At 35.1% G+C, this 16,110-nt stretch carries 11 protein-coding genes; all 11 read left to right on the forward strand.

Features of this window, described 5'->3' with window-relative positions:
* Positions 1 to 114 precede the first annotated feature (114 nt).
* The 11 genes from DMA14_RS16865 (at position 115) to DMA14_RS16915 (ending at position 16,028) form a co-directional block, all read left to right on the forward strand.
* On the forward strand, positions 115 to 3,219 hold the full coding sequence (locus DMA14_RS16865; protein ID WP_111425751.1) for a SusC/RagA family TonB-linked outer membrane protein: 3,105 nt from the start codon (positions 115 to 117) through the stop codon (positions 3,217 to 3,219).
* A gap of 15 nt (positions 3,220 to 3,234) precedes the next feature.
* Positions 3,235 to 4,926, forward strand: a complete 1,692-nt coding sequence (locus DMA14_RS16870; RefSeq protein WP_111425752.1) for a RagB/SusD family nutrient uptake outer membrane protein — start codon at positions 3,235 to 3,237, stop codon at positions 4,924 to 4,926.
* A gap of 19 nt (positions 4,927 to 4,945) precedes the next feature.
* Positions 4,946 to 6,343: a DUF4960 domain-containing protein gene (locus DMA14_RS16875; RefSeq protein ID WP_111425753.1), complete on the forward strand. Its 1,398-nt coding sequence runs from the start codon at positions 4,946 to 4,948 to the stop codon at positions 6,341 to 6,343.
* A gap of 20 nt (positions 6,344 to 6,363) precedes the next feature.
* Entirely contained in the window at positions 6,364 to 7,920 is a 1,557-nt protein-coding gene (locus DMA14_RS16880) for a glycoside hydrolase family 32 protein (RefSeq protein ID WP_111425754.1), read from the forward strand.
* Positions 7,921 to 7,943: 23 nt separating this feature from the next.
* The gene (locus DMA14_RS16885) at positions 7,944 to 8,849 is read left to right on the forward strand and encodes a carbohydrate kinase family protein (RefSeq protein WP_111425755.1); all 906 of its coding nucleotides are present in this window, start codon (positions 7,944 to 7,946) and stop codon (positions 8,847 to 8,849) included.
* A 1,291-nt stretch (positions 8,850 to 10,140) separates the two neighbouring features.
* Complete coding sequence (locus tag DMA14_RS16890; RefSeq protein ID WP_111425756.1) at positions 10,141 to 10,857, forward strand: type 1 glutamine amidotransferase domain-containing protein; 717 nt, start codon at positions 10,141 to 10,143, stop codon at positions 10,855 to 10,857.
* 12 nt (positions 10,858 to 10,869) lie between these two features.
* The gene (locus DMA14_RS16895) at positions 10,870 to 11,919 is read left to right on the forward strand and encodes an acetoacetate decarboxylase (ADC) (RefSeq protein WP_111425757.1); all 1,050 of its coding nucleotides are present in this window, start codon (positions 10,870 to 10,872) and stop codon (positions 11,917 to 11,919) included.
* 27 nt (positions 11,920 to 11,946) lie between these two features.
* Positions 11,947 to 13,308: an aldehyde dehydrogenase gene (locus DMA14_RS16900; protein WP_111425758.1), complete on the forward strand. Its 1,362-nt coding sequence runs from the start codon at positions 11,947 to 11,949 to the stop codon at positions 13,306 to 13,308.
* Between the two features lie 88 nt (positions 13,309 to 13,396).
* Positions 13,397 to 14,329, forward strand: a complete 933-nt coding sequence (locus tag DMA14_RS16905; RefSeq protein WP_111425759.1) for an NAD-dependent epimerase/dehydratase family protein — start codon at positions 13,397 to 13,399, stop codon at positions 14,327 to 14,329.
* Between the two features lie 41 nt (positions 14,330 to 14,370).
* On the forward strand, positions 14,371 to 15,282 hold the full coding sequence (locus DMA14_RS16910) for a helix-turn-helix domain-containing protein (RefSeq protein ID WP_203418317.1): 912 nt from the start codon (positions 14,371 to 14,373) through the stop codon (positions 15,280 to 15,282).
* 17 nt (positions 15,283 to 15,299) lie between these two features.
* On the forward strand, positions 15,300 to 16,028 hold the full coding sequence (locus DMA14_RS16915) for a nitroreductase family protein (RefSeq protein WP_017497227.1): 729 nt from the start codon (positions 15,300 to 15,302) through the stop codon (positions 16,026 to 16,028).
* Positions 16,029 to 16,110: the final 82 nt, after the last annotated feature.

Consider the following 16,110-nt stretch of genomic DNA (forward strand, 5'->3'; position numbering starts at 1 on the left):
TCCTTTCTGACCTTTTATGCTTTGTCCTGAAAATTATCGGTTGCTTATCGCAAGCGAAATAGATAATCATGTAATTAACCAAGTAAATTTAAACTAACTAAAACCACTAACCTCATGAAAAGTAAAATTATTTATTTTCTGTTTTTCTTCTTTCCGGTGCTGATGATGACAGCTCAGGAAAATGGAGTAAAGGGAACGGTATTTTCGGCAGATGACGGAATGCCGCTTCCAGGAGCAACCGTACTTATTTCAGGTACAAATACCAGTACAGTCACCGATTTTGACGGCAATTTTTCCTTCGGAAATATAAATTCAGATGCTGTACTTGTCGTTTCCTTTATAGGATACGCACCACAATCGATTTCAGTTAAAGGGCAAAAAATAATCAATATAATGCTGAAAGTAGACAACAATCAATTGAATGAAGTTGTCGTAACGGGATATTCGAAACAAAAGAAAACGGATATTACAGGAGCGGTTGCCGTTGTGAATATGAAGGAAGTCATGAAACAGCCGGAACCAAACCCAATAAAAGCTTTGCAGGGAAGAATTGCCGGAGTAAAAGTATCGTCTGATGGTTCGCCAAGCGGTGGAAATACAAAAGTGGTCATTCGCGGTGTTGGAACTTTGAACAACACAGACCCGCTTTACGTTATTGACGGAATGCCGACAAAATCCGGAATGCATGAACTGAATCCGAATGATATCGAAACCATTCAGGTTTTGAAAGATGCTTCTTCTGCCAGTATTTATGGTTCCAGAGCTTCAAACGGTGTCATTATCATTACAACCAAAAAAGGAAAAGAAGGCAAAATGAGAATCAATTTCAGCACCTATGCTTCCTTTTCTGATTATTCTAGAAAGTTGGATGTCCTAAATGCAAACCAGTTTGGGCAGGCACTTTGGCAGGCGAATATCAACGACGGATTGAATCCGAATAATAATAATCTGCGTTACCAATTTGACTGGTCAGTAAACAACAATAAACCGCAGTTGAACAAAGTTTTGGTTCCGGAATATTTAGATGCTCAGCAAACGCTAAAATCTTCAAATACCGATTGGTATGATGCGATTTCCCAGACAGGAGTTGCCAATTCCTATGATTTGTCTGTTTCAAATGCTTCTGAGAAAGGGAATTATGTTTTCTCTTTAGGATATTACGGAAATGAAGGGGTGGTAAAAACCACAGATTTCGAAAGAATTTCTGCCAGAATGAACAGTTCATACAAGTACTTTGACGGAAAATTAGTCATTGGCGAAAATTTCAGTTTAAACCGTACAAACGAAGTTACTGATCCGGGCGTTTTAGATCCTGCACTTAGAGCTTTGCCGATTATTCCGGTGCATACTGTAGACGGAATAGGTTGGGGAGGACCTGTTGGGGGAATGAACGACAGACAAAATCCGGTTCGACTTTTAGAATATAATAAAGATAACAAATACGATTATTTGCGCCTTTTTGGTAACGCTTACGCGGATTTGGAAATCATTAAAAACCTGCACATCAAAACCAGTTTCGGAATGGATTATGGTTTTTACAAAAAACGTACGCTGCAAAGAAGCTACAAATCAGGTTATCTGCAAAACGACCAGACGTCTGTTACAATCGATCAGTCTATCAGCGACAAATGGACTTGGACTAATACTGCGATTTATAGTTTAAACTTTGGAAAAAGCAATCTGAATTTAATGGCGGGAACGGAGATGTATAAAGACACTTATGATACAAACACGTTGCGTAAAAATGACTTTTTGATCGAAACGCCGGATTATATGTATCCGGATGCAGGAACAGGAGAATCTTTTACAAGCGGAACTTCGACCGTATATTCTTTGCTTTCGTATTTTGGAAAAGCAGATTACGAGTTTGACAATCGTTATCTAGTTTCAGCTACTATTCGCCGTGACGGTTCTTCCCGTTTTGGAAAAAACAATCAGTTTGGGACATTTCCAGCAGTTTCTGCAGGATGGAGAATCAGTAATGAGAATTTCATAAAAGATAAAATAACTGCTATTTCTGATTTAAAATTAAGAGCAGGATGGGGACAAACGGGTAATCAGGAAATTAGTAATACAGCGGTTTACTCGTTATATCTGGCAAGTTACGCAGGCGGAAGCCCAACTTGGGCAACTTCTTTTGGAACGGCTTACGATATTGCAGGAAACGGAAACGGATTGCTTCCGTCTGGTTTTATCGCAACACAGTCAGGAAATGATGATTTGAAATGGGAAACTACAACACAGACCAACGTTGGTTTGGACTTTGGTTTATTCAAGCAAAAACTAAGCGGTTCTGTAGATTATTATATCAAAAAAACAGATGATATTTTGGTATTGCCACCGTATTTAGGAGTTATAGGAGAAGGTGGAAACCGTTGGGTAAACGGAGCTTCTATGGAAAATAAAGGTTGGGAATTTTCTTTGGGGTATCATGACGAAACTTCATTTGGATTGAAATATGATATTTCAGGAAATATTTCAGCAAACAAAAATAAAATCACAAAACTGCCGGATGAAGTAAAAAACAATTATGGAGGAAACGGACTGGATGATAATATTTTAGGGCGACCAATCAATTCAATGTACGGATATGTTACTGATGGATTGTTTACAAGTCAGGATCAAGTGGACAACTCGGCAATTCAGGAAGGAAAAGGACTTGGTAGAATTCGTTACAAAGACTTAAATGGCGACGGAACAATTACGGATAAAGACCGCACGTGGATCGGAAATCCAAATCCGGGATTGTTGTACGGAATTAATTTAAACTTGTCTTATAAAAACTTTGATTTCACCACTTTCTGGGAAGGTGCAAGCGACGTGGATGTTATCAATAATACTAAATATCAGACTGATTTCTGGAGCGTAGATGATGTGGGATCAAACAAAGGAACACGTCTGCTGAATGCATGGTCTTTAGACAATCCAAATTCTACAATCCCTGCGCTGACAACTGTTGATAGAAATGCAGAGTCTAGATTTTCAACTTATTACGTAGAAAATGGAAATTATCTTAAACTTAGAGTTTTGCAGTTTGGATATAGTTTTCCTAAAGAATTACTGAAGAAATTGAATATGGAAAGTTTTAGACTTTACATCAGCGGACAGAATTTGTTGATTATTGATGCTAAAAGCTTCACAGGAGTTGATCCGGAAAATGCTGGTTTTGGATATCCTCAGCCGACAACTTTTACTGCTGGTCTTAATTTTACTTTATAACAAAAGATTAAAAAAATGAAAAAAATATTATATATCGCAGGATTTGCAGTGATGGGTTTCTTGGCTTCCTGTTCCGATTTTTTAGAAAATGATCCGCGTGGTGTGTTGTCAGAAGAAGATATTGTTACGCCTCAGTCGGTTGAAGGATTTATGAATGCAGCGTATGCACAGTTAGGAAATGATCATTACGATTCTCCGTACAGTTTGTGGCCTTTTGGTAATGTTCGTTCAGATGATGCTTATAAAGGAGGAAGCGGTACAAACGATATTCAGGATTTTCACTTTTTTGAAGTCTCAAATAATATCCGTCCGGATTTTGGAGAATTGGATAGTTTCTGGTATATCAGTTATGTTGGTATTTCAAGAGCCAATAAAGCGTTGAAAGCTTTGGAACAAATCTCAGAAGCAGATTATCCGTTGAAGAAAACGAGAATGGCTGAAATGCGTTTCTTGAGAGGGCATTTTTATTTTATGCTGAAAATCATGTTTAGAAATGTACCTTATATCACAGAAGATGTTCCGGTAGAAGATTATAAAACGATTTCAAACAAAGCACTTTCAAATGAAGAACTTTGGAATAAAATTGCTGAAGATTTTCAGGCTGCAGCCGATAATTTGCCAGATACACAGCCACAGGTGGGGCGTGCCACTAAAAAAGCAGCTTATGCTTATTTGGCAAAAACAAGATTGTACCAGGCGTACACACAGGATGAAACATTCAAAGTTACAGGTATAAACCAGCAGCATCTGCAGGAAGTAATTGCGGCAACAGATAATGTAATCGGAAAAGCTTCTTTAGAACCTGATTTTGCAAACAACTTCCTGCCGGGAACTTACGAAAATGGACCGGAATCTATTTTCTCAATTCAGTTCTCTGATAACGATGGAACGCTTTACGGAAGATTGAATTTCTCAGACGTTCTTTCAACGCCACAAGGTTTAGGCTGTTGTGATTTTCATAAGCCAAGTCAGAATTTAGTTAATGCTTTTAAAACCGGTGCAAACGGTCTGCCTGAATTTGATACTTACAATAACGAAGATTTTGATTATAAAAATATAGACGCCAATACTGTTGATCCGAGATTGTATCATACAGTTGCGATGCCAGGTCTGCCTTATAAATATGACCCTGAATTTCTGTATGTTGAAGCTTGGGTAAGATCTCCGGGAACCTATGGCTATTTTGCTTCTTTAAAGGAAAATGTTGCCCCAAATTGCAGTTGTGTTGTAAATATTGATCCGTTTTACGGAAATTCAAAAAACAGAATTCAGATTCGTTATGCTGATGTGATTTTAATGCGTGCCGAAGCTTTGATTGAATTAGGAAGACAATCTGAAGCTTTGCCGTTAATTAATCAAATCAGAGAAAGGGCAGCACAAAGTACAGGAAGACTGCCTTACGTGAAAAACTTCAAAATCAATACCTATGTAGATGGAGGCAATTGCAACTGGACACAGGATTTTGCCCGCAAAGCTTTACGTTGGGAACGTCGTTTAGAATTGGCTATGGAAGGAAGCCGATTTTTTGACCTTGTTCGCTGGGGAATTACAGATCAGGTGATGAATGACTTTTATGCAAAAGAAAAAACAAAACGTACGTATTATCAGGATGCTTTTTTTGATGCGCATAAAGAAGAGTATTGCCCAATTCCGTTGAAGCAAATTAATTTCAGCCAGGGATTGTACAAACAAAATCCAGGCTATTAATCTTTAAAAAATCAGCAATATGAAAAAAGCTTTAAATAAATATTGGACCAAAGTGTCTATAGTATTGGCAATGATTTTTATGGTTACTGCCTGCGAGAACAGTTTTGAAACTGGCGGATTTGATGTGAGTTCGCCTTCAAATGTACTTTCATTCAAACTAAATGGAGTTTCAGGAAGCATTGATCAGGAGACAGGAAAAATTACTGTTGTAATGCCTTACGGATCTGACATAACAGCGATAAAACCGGAAGTTGTTTTTGAAGAAGGAGCTACTTCCAATCCGGAATTAAATTCAGCAATGAATTTTACAAATCCGGTAAAATTCAGAGTGGTTAATGGCAATTTATATAAAGATTATACTGTAACAACAACCGTTTTGAGTCCGATTAAGAGTTTTAAGATAAATGGTGTTGCAGCTACTGTAAACGATATTAATAAAACGATTAATATGACTTTGCCTGAAGATACTGATTTAAGAGCGCTTAAGCCAGTAATCGAAGTTACAACGGGTGTTACAATTTCACCTGCTTCGGGCGCAACAATTGATTTTACAAATGCAGTCACTTTTGTAATAACATCGAATGGAAAAAGCGTTAATTACACTTCAAATGTTGGAGTTCCGGTTACAGGATTAACAGTTGCATTTTTAGGAACTGCGGCTACAAGATCAGGAATCACAAATATGGATGAAGTTACAGCATCAAACTGGTTATTTGATAATTTCCCGGGAGCTAAATATATTTCTTTCGAAAGTATACAAAACGGTGCAGATTTAAGTGATATCGACGTCATTTGGTGGCACTTTGATTCGGCTGCAAACTTGCCTTCTGTGGCTTATAATCCTGCGGTTACAAACGCACTTAAAAATTTCAGAACAAATGGAGGAAACTTGCTTTTGACTTCTTTTGCTTCGCAATATGTTGATGCTTTAGGAATTGTTCCGTCAGGAAAAGGACCGAATAATGTTTTTGGCGATTTTCCTCCAAATGGATTTGTAGACGGAAATTCATGGGGAATGTCATTCGTTGGTCATGAAGGTCATCCAATCTTTCAGGGTTTAACCACTTTTGAAGCTGGAAAAGCCAATTTATTACAAAGCGGAACTTTCAGATTAAATCATACAGCGTGGTGGTTTTTACCGGAATGGGGAGGCTACAATAATGGAGAAGGTTGGAGAAACCAAACAGGAGGAACCAATCTGGCAAGTGAAGCTTGGGATAATGAACTGAACGGAAGAGTTACCATTGCAGAATTTCCAAATACAAGTACGAATAAAAATGTAATTGTAATTTCTATGGGAGCTTACGATTGGTACAACGAAACCAATAGCAGCGGAGTGCCAAGTCAGGCCAATGAGTTTATAACAAACATCAGACTATTGACGCAAAACAGTATCAATTATCTAGCGGCAAAATAAATCACTTTGAATTTAATAAAATGAAATATAGAAATATAATAACAATCGCCTTCGTTTTCTTTTCACTGGCTTCATGCAGTCAGGATGAAACGTATATTGGAGGTTCGATTTCAGGAGGCAATTCTGAAATAACAAGTGTTTTTCCTGTTCCGCCCGCGCAATGGATGGGCGCAAACGACCCATATTACAGTGCGGGTTATACAGGAGATATTATGCCTTTTTTCGATAACGGAAAATTTCATATTTATTTTCTGCATGATGCACAGAATAAACCTGCTGGAAAAGGATTTCATGATATTCATGAATATCAAAGTACAGATTTGGCACATTTTACTTATGAAGGTCAAACCATTCCATATGGTACAACGCTTGAACCTGATTTTGGTATTGGCACAGGATCAGTTGTCAAAGTGGGCAATCTTTATTATTTCTATTACACAGGGCACAATGAAACTCCGGCTTTTGTACAATCGAATGCAAGAGAAAGTGTGTTATGTGCAACCAGCAGCGATTTGAAAAAATGGACAAAGGTTCCATCTTTTAAAATTATAGCTCCGGCGGGATATTACAACTATGATTTCAGAGATCCGCATGTGTTTTATAATGATGAATTGAAAAAATATTCAATGTTAGTAAGTACACAAACAGAACCTGAAAGAAAAGCCGTTTTGTTACATTTTACAAGCGCTGATCCTGGATCAGGAAAATGGGATGTTCAAGCTCCAATTTATACCACAACGCCTGAAGATAATTATCTGATGATGGAATGTGCGGATATTTTCAAAATGGGAAGCAATTGGTATTTAATTTTTTCTGAGAATTGGAGTGGCAATAAAGGAACGCATTACAGAATTTCATCATCAATAACTGGTCCATGGACAAAACCGGAAAATGACAGAATTGATGGAGAATACTTTTACGCAGGAAAAACGGCTTCTGACGGAAATAAAAGATATGTTTTTGGATGGAATGCCAGAAAAACGCCTGATAATGATTTAGGAAATAAAGATTGGGCAGGGAATATGGTTATCCATGAATTGATTCAGAATTCAGATGGAACTTTAGGAACTCAGTCGCCGAAATCGGTTAAGGATTTATTTTCGAAAAAGAATACTACTGCAGAAGTAGATGCAATTTCATCTAATGCAACAGCCAATAATGGAACTTATTCTTTATCGGGAGAAACAGAAAAAGCAATGGTTACTTTTAAAAGCGTTGGAAAGAAAGTCAAAATAAAAGCCGAAGTTACTTTAGCGAAAGCTAGTGGAACAACTGGATTTGTTTTTCATACCAATGATACAGGAAGTTACTATAAAGTGGTTTTGGATATTGCTAATAGTAAAATAAGCGGTTATAATTCGGCTTCGCAGGAAGTAACCCGTTTACCATTTGTATTTCAGACGAATGTAAAATATGACGTTGAAATAATTACTGAAGGAAGTGTTGTCGTAGTTTGCATAAACGGAAAAGCGGCGCTCACAAATCGCGTTTACGGAAGAGACAAAAATAAATGGGGTTTAATTGCTGAAGGACAAACGAGCACAATCTCGAATCTTCATATAACCCAGCCTGAATAAGAACAATAATAAAATATTTTAGAATGAATAACGGAAAAAACCTTAAGGCGGTGGCATACGGAGAGGTACTTTGGGATGTTTTTGCTAATGAAAAAAAGATTGGCGGAGCACCATTGAATGTTGCCCTGCGCATGAAAACGCTGGGTTGCGAAGTGGCCATGATAAGCTGTGTAGGAAATGATGAAGACGGAAAAGCAATAAAAGATCAGGTGAAAAAACTGGGGCTTGAAACCGATACAATCGTAGTTTCAGAAGATTTTCCGACTGGTTTGGTCAATGTTGCCTTAAATGAGCGTGGATCGGCAACTTATGAAATCAGTTATCCGTCTGCTTGGGATAAGATTGAATTGAATGATCTGGCGAGAAATTCAGTTGCTAATGCTGATGTTTTAATTTATGGCAGTTTAGTTTGCCGTGATGACGTTTCAAGGCTGGCATTGGAAGAAATGCTGCAAAAGAAAGTCTATAAGGTTTTTGATGTGAATTTAAGAAAACCACATTATACGTATGAAATCCTGAACCAGCTTATGCAATCGGCTGATTTTATAAAGTTTAATGATGAGGAATTGTTAGAAATTACTGCGGCCATGGGCTCACCTTTTACAAATCTGGAAGAAAATATGAATTTTATAGCTGAAAGAAGCAAAGTAAAGGGAATGTGTGTAACAAGAGGCAAACACGGAGCTTTGCTGATGTGGGAAGGCCGACTTTATGAAAATGGGGGATATCCTGTCGAGGTTGCCGACACGGTAGGTGCAGGAGATTCATTTCTGGCGGCTTTGATAGCTTCATTATTAAGTGGAAAAGCCCCTCAGTATTCAATTGATTTTGCTTGTGCAGTTGGTGCATTAGTGGCTGAATCTCCTGGAGCTAATCCTGAAATTTCGTTTTCCAGAATTAAAAAAATGATGTTAAAAATTAAAATTTAACTTTTATGAAATTTAAATGGAATATGAGTTGTCTAAACCAAAATTCTTGCAGTTAGTGTTGTTAACAATAATAAGTTTAATATCGCTTATGAGGGTCTTATATTTTTTTAAAATCTGAATTTTATTAAATACTGTAAGTTTTTCGAATTTTGTTTAAGTTTTTAATTACTTAATTTAAGTATTTGTTTTTTGAAGTAAAGCCTGATATCTTTTAGATATTAGGCTTTTATCGTAATATTATAAAATTTGGAAGTAAATACATGCAGGATATGCATTGGATTTCGGGAAAGTAATATAAGCCAATAAGAAGGAAGGTAAACTGATTTTGTATGGATAATACCACCATCGATAACCAGATGCCAATTCAACAGTCATAGCCCTTACCAAAGCCTCCCATGGCTCCGTCTATGTCCGAAGCCGCTGATCATCCTGATCCCGGACGTGCATTGGCGATTTCTTCAATTTCCATAAACTTAAATTAATGTTAAGATGAAGGTAATGATTTTTTGTAATACCAATGTTTACAGTGTTTTAAAGATAGTTTGTATACTGTAGAGTTAACTTAATTGGATTTACAAACCATTCACATTATGAGTTAAAGTGGATTAAATTATGTGAAAAAGTATAAAAAAAACGCTAAAACTGATGTTTTAACGTTTTTTTAAGAGTGACCCCTACGATACAAATTTCAAACCATTTTATCCAAGATTTAAAGAAATTAGCCTATTTTCAAGTAAATTTGTAAGATATTTTTTTGTTTTTTAAATCAAGAGTGGTTTGTATGTCCTGTAGAGGTTAAAAGTTAAAAAATGTTAAAACAGAGGGACATTTAAATTTATTTAAGTTGTAATAATTTTTATAAAATTCTTGAAAATAAAATTTAGTATTGACTAAAGAAAACAAGTTATTTTTTTAGTAAAATTATAAAATAATGTGCAGATTATTCCAATCAAAATTTGGTGAGGATATTAGAGTTAACATTGTGCTTTAATATAATCAGAATGAAATTTTGTTAGACATTTGATTTGTTAGTTTTCTGTACAAATAAAAATATTTAATTTAACTCATTAATTGTCGCTCGATTGGGGTTAAAAATTGATTTATTTCTTTTCATTCAATTTTTGTTTGCATATCCAAATATCAATGTTCCTCATATTACAAGCAAATTACTTTCGGACTCGTTTTTTACAATTAAAATTTCAACAACAGAGATTATGTTATAACTTCAGTTGATTAGGTTACTTCTGCTTTGCATTTAAGACGGAACTTTGTATCATCAAAAAGAGATATTATGAACACATTGAAATTATTAATTATTGTTACTGGGATTAATATGTATGACGATGGCCAATTGCCAACTGGTCTATGGCTCAGTGAACTTACCCATATCTATGATAAAGCTAAAGAGCAAGGGTTTGAAATTACCATAGCAAGTCCAAACGGTGGAGATACACCGATTGATCCTGAAAGTTTAAGACCTTTAGTTTTGGATAAAGTATCTAAAGGATATTGGAATAATATTCAATTTAGAGAAGAATTAAAGCACACCAAAAGTTTAATAGAAGTATCAAAACAAGAATTTGATTGTGTTTATTTAGCAGGTGGACATGGGACTATGTATGATTTTCCAAATGATACTATTCTACAAAAAATCATTAAAGATCATTTTGAGAACAATAAAAAAGTGGCTGCGATTTGTCACGGTGTAGGCGGATTGTTGAATGTTAAACTTTCCAATGGCGACTATTTGATAAAAGACAAAAAGATAACTGGATTTAATTGGTTTGAAGAAAGTCTTGCCGGACGAAAAAAGAAAGTTCCATTTAATCTTGAAGCAGCATTAAAGGAAAGAAACTCCGATTATAGAAAAGCTTTCATTCCTATGACTTCAAAAGTAGTTGTTGACGGTAATTTAATTACTGGTCAAAATCCTTTTAGCTCTAAAGAAATGGCAAAAGTAGTAATGGAAGAACTTGAAAAAATTAAAACAAACTCAGAAACTAAATAAAACTATAACACAGTGAAAAAGATAAAAATCATATTTTTTGTAGTTGTCCTTGGTGTAATTCTACTTTTTACTCCCGGCTTCTTTCTAAGCAATGCCGTCATTAACACTGCATCTGCAAATTCAAATCTGAAAGCAATAAATAACGATTCAATAGCTAAAAACGATACCATTATTGAATTGGCGGGTCATAAACTATCTGTTTTAAAAGGCGGTATGTTTGACAGATTCCATTCCAATTCCCTCCTTTCAGTAGTAGCACAGGAACGACCTGATATAGATTTAAGCTGGTTCAAAACCCTTCATAAAGAAAAAAAGGATGTTGGCTTTATCACATATTCGCCAAACTTCTATTATAGCAATAGTAGTATTACAGCTATTTATACAGCAGATATGAGCAAAATAAAAGAACTGCTTCCTACGGAAGTAAACGAATTGGTCAAACCGATTTCTTATACACCCGGTAGAGGATTGATCGCTATTACTTCCTATGCTTACCATTTTTGTGATAATGATTCATACAATGAACTCTCTATCTCTATTGTAACCACTAAACCAAATAAAAGTAATTGGGGACTGATTTCTTTAATGGGTGAAGTAAATGACAAAAGTCTATGGGGTTATGTGTTGAAATTGCCTGTTAATACCGAATTAGCAAGAGTTCGTGGAAAAGTTGGATATAATTTACCAAAATGGTTAATCCCAATTGATTATAATACTGATGGAAGCAATGTAACTTTCACTTATTACGATGAAAAAGGGAATTTAGATTTTTCAATGACAGGTAAAAAATTAGAGGTTACCAATTCAATACCTGAAATTAACCGTTCGAATTTTATCAATCTTAATACAAAAGGCCAGTTAACACACGGTTACAGTGATGTAAGAGCAATAAAAAAAGCAACAAGCAAAAAGGCTGAAGATATTCAATTTAATCTTTCAGATGGTCCGTTATCAGCCTTTATCAAATCATTGGAACTTAAAAAATTAGTTCGCTATGATTACCAACCGGAATTTCAAGCAGCTTTATACACACCTGAATTAGTGACTGAAAACAATAAATAATTCAACTCATTTTTAAAAATTAAGGAAATGGAATTCGCTAAAATATTTCAATCGCAGAAGGAGTTCTTCAACACTCATCAAACAAAAGATGTGGCGTTTAGAAAGGAAACTTTACTAAAGTTGAAAGATATTTTGAAAGGAAACGAACAACAACTATACGATGCGATTTACAAAGATTTTCGCAAAGGTACTTTCGATACTTTTTTAACTGAACTTAATTTAGTTCATAAAGAAATCAACTTTTTTTTGAAAAATTTAGATAAGCTTGCTAGACCCAAAAAAGTAAAAACGGCTCTCAGTTTACAACCCGGAAGCAGTCATATTTATGCAGACCCTTTGGGCGTAACTTTGGTAATTGGGGCGTGGAACTATCCTTATCAATTGACTTTAGTTCCTTTGATTACATCCATTGCAGCCGGAAATACTTGTGTTGTAAAACCAAGTGAATTACCCGAAAATACAATGCGCCTTTTGGCGGAATTAATCAATACTAATTTCCCTTCCAATTATTTGTATGTTGCTGAAGGCGGCATACCGGAAACAACCGAGTTATTGAAATTGCGGTGGAACAAAATTTTCTTTACAGGAAGTCCAAAAGTAGGGCAGATTGTGTATGAAGCAGCAGCGAAAAACTTGGTCCCCGTAACGTTAGAATTAGGAGGTAAATCGCCTGCTATTGTAACAAAGACAGCCAATTTAGAAGTGGCCGCAAAACGTATCGTTTGGGGTAAATTTTTAAACGGTGGTCAAACTTGTATAGCACCTGATTATTTACTGGTTGAAGAATCCGTCAAAGACAAATTTTTGCAATTGTTAAAAGATAAAATTGAAGAAACTGGATATATAGATGGTGCAGAGCACTATACAAGTATAATCAATAAAAGAAATTATGACAGAATATTAAGTCTGATTACTCCTGGTAAAATATTTTGTGGAGGGAAACATAATGAAGAAATGCTTTACATTGAGCCCACAGTCCTGACCAATGTAACGTATAATGATGCTGTCATGCAGGAAGAAATTTTTGGTCCGGTTTTGCCAGTGGTTTCCTTTAAAAATTATGATGAAGCTCTTGAAAAAATCATTAATGGAGAAAAACCTTTGGCAGCCTATCTTTTTACAAATAATGATGATGAGAAAGATAAACTACTAAACAGAGTTTCCTTTGGTGGTGGTTGCATCAATGATACGTTGATGCAGATTACAAGTGATTATCTTCCTTTTGGCGGAGTTGGAAATTCCGGGATTGGTCATTATCACGGTGAATTCGGATTTTTGACATTCTCACATCAAAAATCAGTAATAGAGAAAACAACTTGGGGCGAGCCCGATTGGAAATATCCGCCTTATTCAGATAAAAAAATGAAGTGGCTAAAAAGGGTAATGTAACAGAGATAATGTTACAACAACCCATAACAGAGTTACGTCTATCACTATGATAATACTGAACTTTGTAGTAGAATTTAAAACTAAAAAAATGCAAGTAATATTAGGAGCCAACGGTCAAATTGGCGAAGAATTAGCAAGAGAATTGAAGAGAAATTATACTTCAGAGATAAGAATCGTAAGCAGAGAAGCAAAGAAAGTTAATGATACAGATATAGTATTTTCTGCTGATTTATCTAATAAAAAAAGTGCTATTGAAGCTGTAAAAGGAAGTGAGATTGCTTATTTTACTTTAGGGCTTCCTATTAGTTCTGCCTTATGGGAAAAACAATTTCCTCTCATTCTACGAAATGTCATTGATGCCTGTAAAATCAACGGAACAAAATTGGTTTTTTTTGACAATACTTATATGTACCCACAGGATGGTCGTTTGCTCACTGAAGAAACCCTTTTCGATCCAGTTGGAAGAAAAGGAAAAGTAAGAAGAGAAATGGCTGAAATGGTTTTGAAAGAAATAGAATCAGGTGAACTCGAAGCGGTTATTTGTCGTGCACCAGAATTTTATGGACCTGGTAAAACACAGAGTGTAACCAATACTTTGATTTTTAATAGTATAAAGGAAAATAAAAAATTGAAGGTGCCTTTGAGAGATGATAAATTGAGAAGTTTAATTTGGACGCCAGATGCAAGTAGGGCAACAGCTTTAATTGGTAATACACCTGATGCTTTCGGTCAAACTTGGCATTTGCCGATTGATGATAACATGTTAAATTATAATCAGTTTATCAATCTGGCATCAAAAATTTATGGAAAAAAATTGCAATATTCAGTTGTACCAAAATTTGTTTTTAAAATTGGCGCAAGATTTAATGAAAGAGTGAAAGAATTGCAGGAATTACTTCCAAGATATAAATATGATAATTTATTCGACGATTCAAAGTTTAAAAAGCGTTTTCCTGAATTTCAGGTGACAACATACAAACAAGGCATCGAACAAATTAAGAATGAAAAATTATTAAAATAAAAAATTGTAACTTAGTGATGTATAAGTCAGAATTTCAACAAATGAAAACTCCTTCAAAAGTTTCATCAATAAGTGCATTACATCAATTTTTAGGATTAAAAAGCCCTTCTAATCCGTTGATCAGTGTATTTAATTTTGATGACGTAAAGTTGGAGCCTGAAACAATTTTAAGCACCATAACAACTGATTTTTATGTGGTTGCTCTTAAAAAAGAGTGTGCAGGAGGCAAATGTAAATATGGCCAGCAATATTATGATTTTGATGAGGGAATAATGTACTTTATAGCTCCGCATCAAGTATTACAGTTTGAAGATGTTCTTCTTAATGGTGTTAAAGGATTTGTTGCGGTAATACATCCCGATTTTTTGCAGGGATACAACTTGGCTGCCGTAGTTAGAGACTATGGCTACTTTTCATATTCAACCAGTGAAGCTTTATTTCTATCTGAAAAGGAAGAAAAATCGATAATGGACATAATTGAAAATATCAGTAGTGAGATTGATGCCAACATGGATTCATTTACTCAGGATTTATTAGTGTCTAATATCGATTTGCTTCTGAAGTATTGCAATCGTTTTTACAACCGTCAGTTTTTGACAAGAAAAAAAGCCAATAACGATTTACTTAGTAAATTGGAAAATGTACTTGATAGTTATTTCAAAAATGACAAATTGGAGAAAGATGGCATTCCTACGGTTCAATATGTTGCTAACGAATTACACCTAAGTCCTAATTATTTAAGCGATATGTTAAGAGTTCACACAGGACAAACAACCCAGCAGCATATTCAGAATAGAATTATCGAAAAATCAAAAGAACTGCTCTCTACCACTTCTTTGTCAGTTTCTGAAATTGCTTATCATTTAGGTTTTGAACACCCTCAGTCTTTTCACCGCTTGTTTAAAAACAGAACCTCTGTTTCGCCTTTAGAGTTCAGACAATCATTTAATTAATGCTATTTAAAATAACGATGAATTTAACTGAAATATTAAATTTTAGACGTTCCGTTCGGGTTTATGATAAAGAAAAACCTATTGATGAAGAAAAGGTAAAAGAATGCTTAGAATTGGCAACTTTGGCTCCAAATAGTTCCAATATGCAATTATGGGAGTTTCATCATATAACAAAACCAGAATTATTAAAACAAGTATCTAAGGCTTGTCTAGACCAAACTGCAACTTCAACAGCTTCACAAATTGTAATTTTTGTAACCAGAAGAGATTTATTTCGAAAGAGAGCGAAATTTGTTTTAGATTTTGAAAAAGGGAATATTCGCCGGAATAGCCCGCAAGAACGTCAAGAGAAAAGAATTAAGGATCGTGAATTATACTATGGTAAAATAATGCCTTTACTCTATTCGCGTTTTTTTGGGCTACTTGGAATTTTCAGGATAATTTTAACAAAGATTATTGGATTATTCAGGACTATTACAAGAGAAGTATCTGAGAATGATATGAGAGTAGTTGTTCATAAATCATGTGCTTTGGCAGCTCAAACTTTTATGATTGCAATGGCTAATGAAGGGTATGATACCTGCCCTTTAGAAGGTTTTGACAGTAAAGTTTTAAAGGGCATTTTAAAATTGCCTCAAAGTGCCGAAATTAATATGGTAGTTTCATGTGGAATTAGAAAAGAAAATGAAGGCATCTGGGGAGAAAGATACAGAGTTCCTTTTGAAGAAGTATATATAAGAAATTAATTTTCAAATATATATTTCAACCAGAGATTTGGTTACACACTTATTTGATTCAGTTACACAATCTTGCCAATTTATCAGGAAA

The organism is Flavobacterium sharifuzzamanii, assembly GCF_003254585.1.
Classification (GTDB): domain Bacteria; phylum Bacteroidota; class Bacteroidia; order Flavobacteriales; family Flavobacteriaceae; genus Flavobacterium; species Flavobacterium sharifuzzamanii.

Excerpts from the sequence above, each read along its gene's own strand:
- DMA14_RS16865 (WP_111425751.1), top strand. The coding sequence starts at position 115 with ATGAAAAGTAAAATTATTTATTTTCTGTTTTTCTTCTTTCCGGTGCTG.
- DMA14_RS16870 (WP_111425752.1), top strand. The coding sequence starts at position 3,235 with ATGAAAAAAATATTATATATCGCAGGATTTGCAGTGATGGGTTTCTTG.
- DMA14_RS16875 (WP_111425753.1), top strand. The coding sequence starts at position 4,946 with ATGAAAAAAGCTTTAAATAAATATTGGACCAAAGTGTCTATAGTATTG.
- DMA14_RS16880 (WP_111425754.1), top strand. The coding sequence starts at position 6,364 with ATGAAATATAGAAATATAATAACAATCGCCTTCGTTTTCTTTTCACTG.
- DMA14_RS16885 (WP_111425755.1), top strand. The coding sequence starts at position 7,944 with ATGAATAACGGAAAAAACCTTAAGGCGGTGGCATACGGAGAGGTACTT.
- DMA14_RS16890 (WP_111425756.1), top strand. The coding sequence starts at position 10,141 with ATGAACACATTGAAATTATTAATTATTGTTACTGGGATTAATATGTAT.
- DMA14_RS16900 (WP_111425758.1), top strand. The coding sequence starts at position 11,947 with ATGGAATTCGCTAAAATATTTCAATCGCAGAAGGAGTTCTTCAACACT.
- DMA14_RS16905 (WP_111425759.1), top strand. The coding sequence starts at position 13,397 with ATGCAAGTAATATTAGGAGCCAACGGTCAAATTGGCGAAGAATTAGCA.
- DMA14_RS16910 (WP_203418317.1), top strand. The coding sequence starts at position 14,371 with ATGAAAACTCCTTCAAAAGTTTCATCAATAAGTGCATTACATCAATTT.
- DMA14_RS16915 (WP_017497227.1), top strand. The coding sequence starts at position 15,300 with ATGAATTTAACTGAAATATTAAATTTTAGACGTTCCGTTCGGGTTTAT.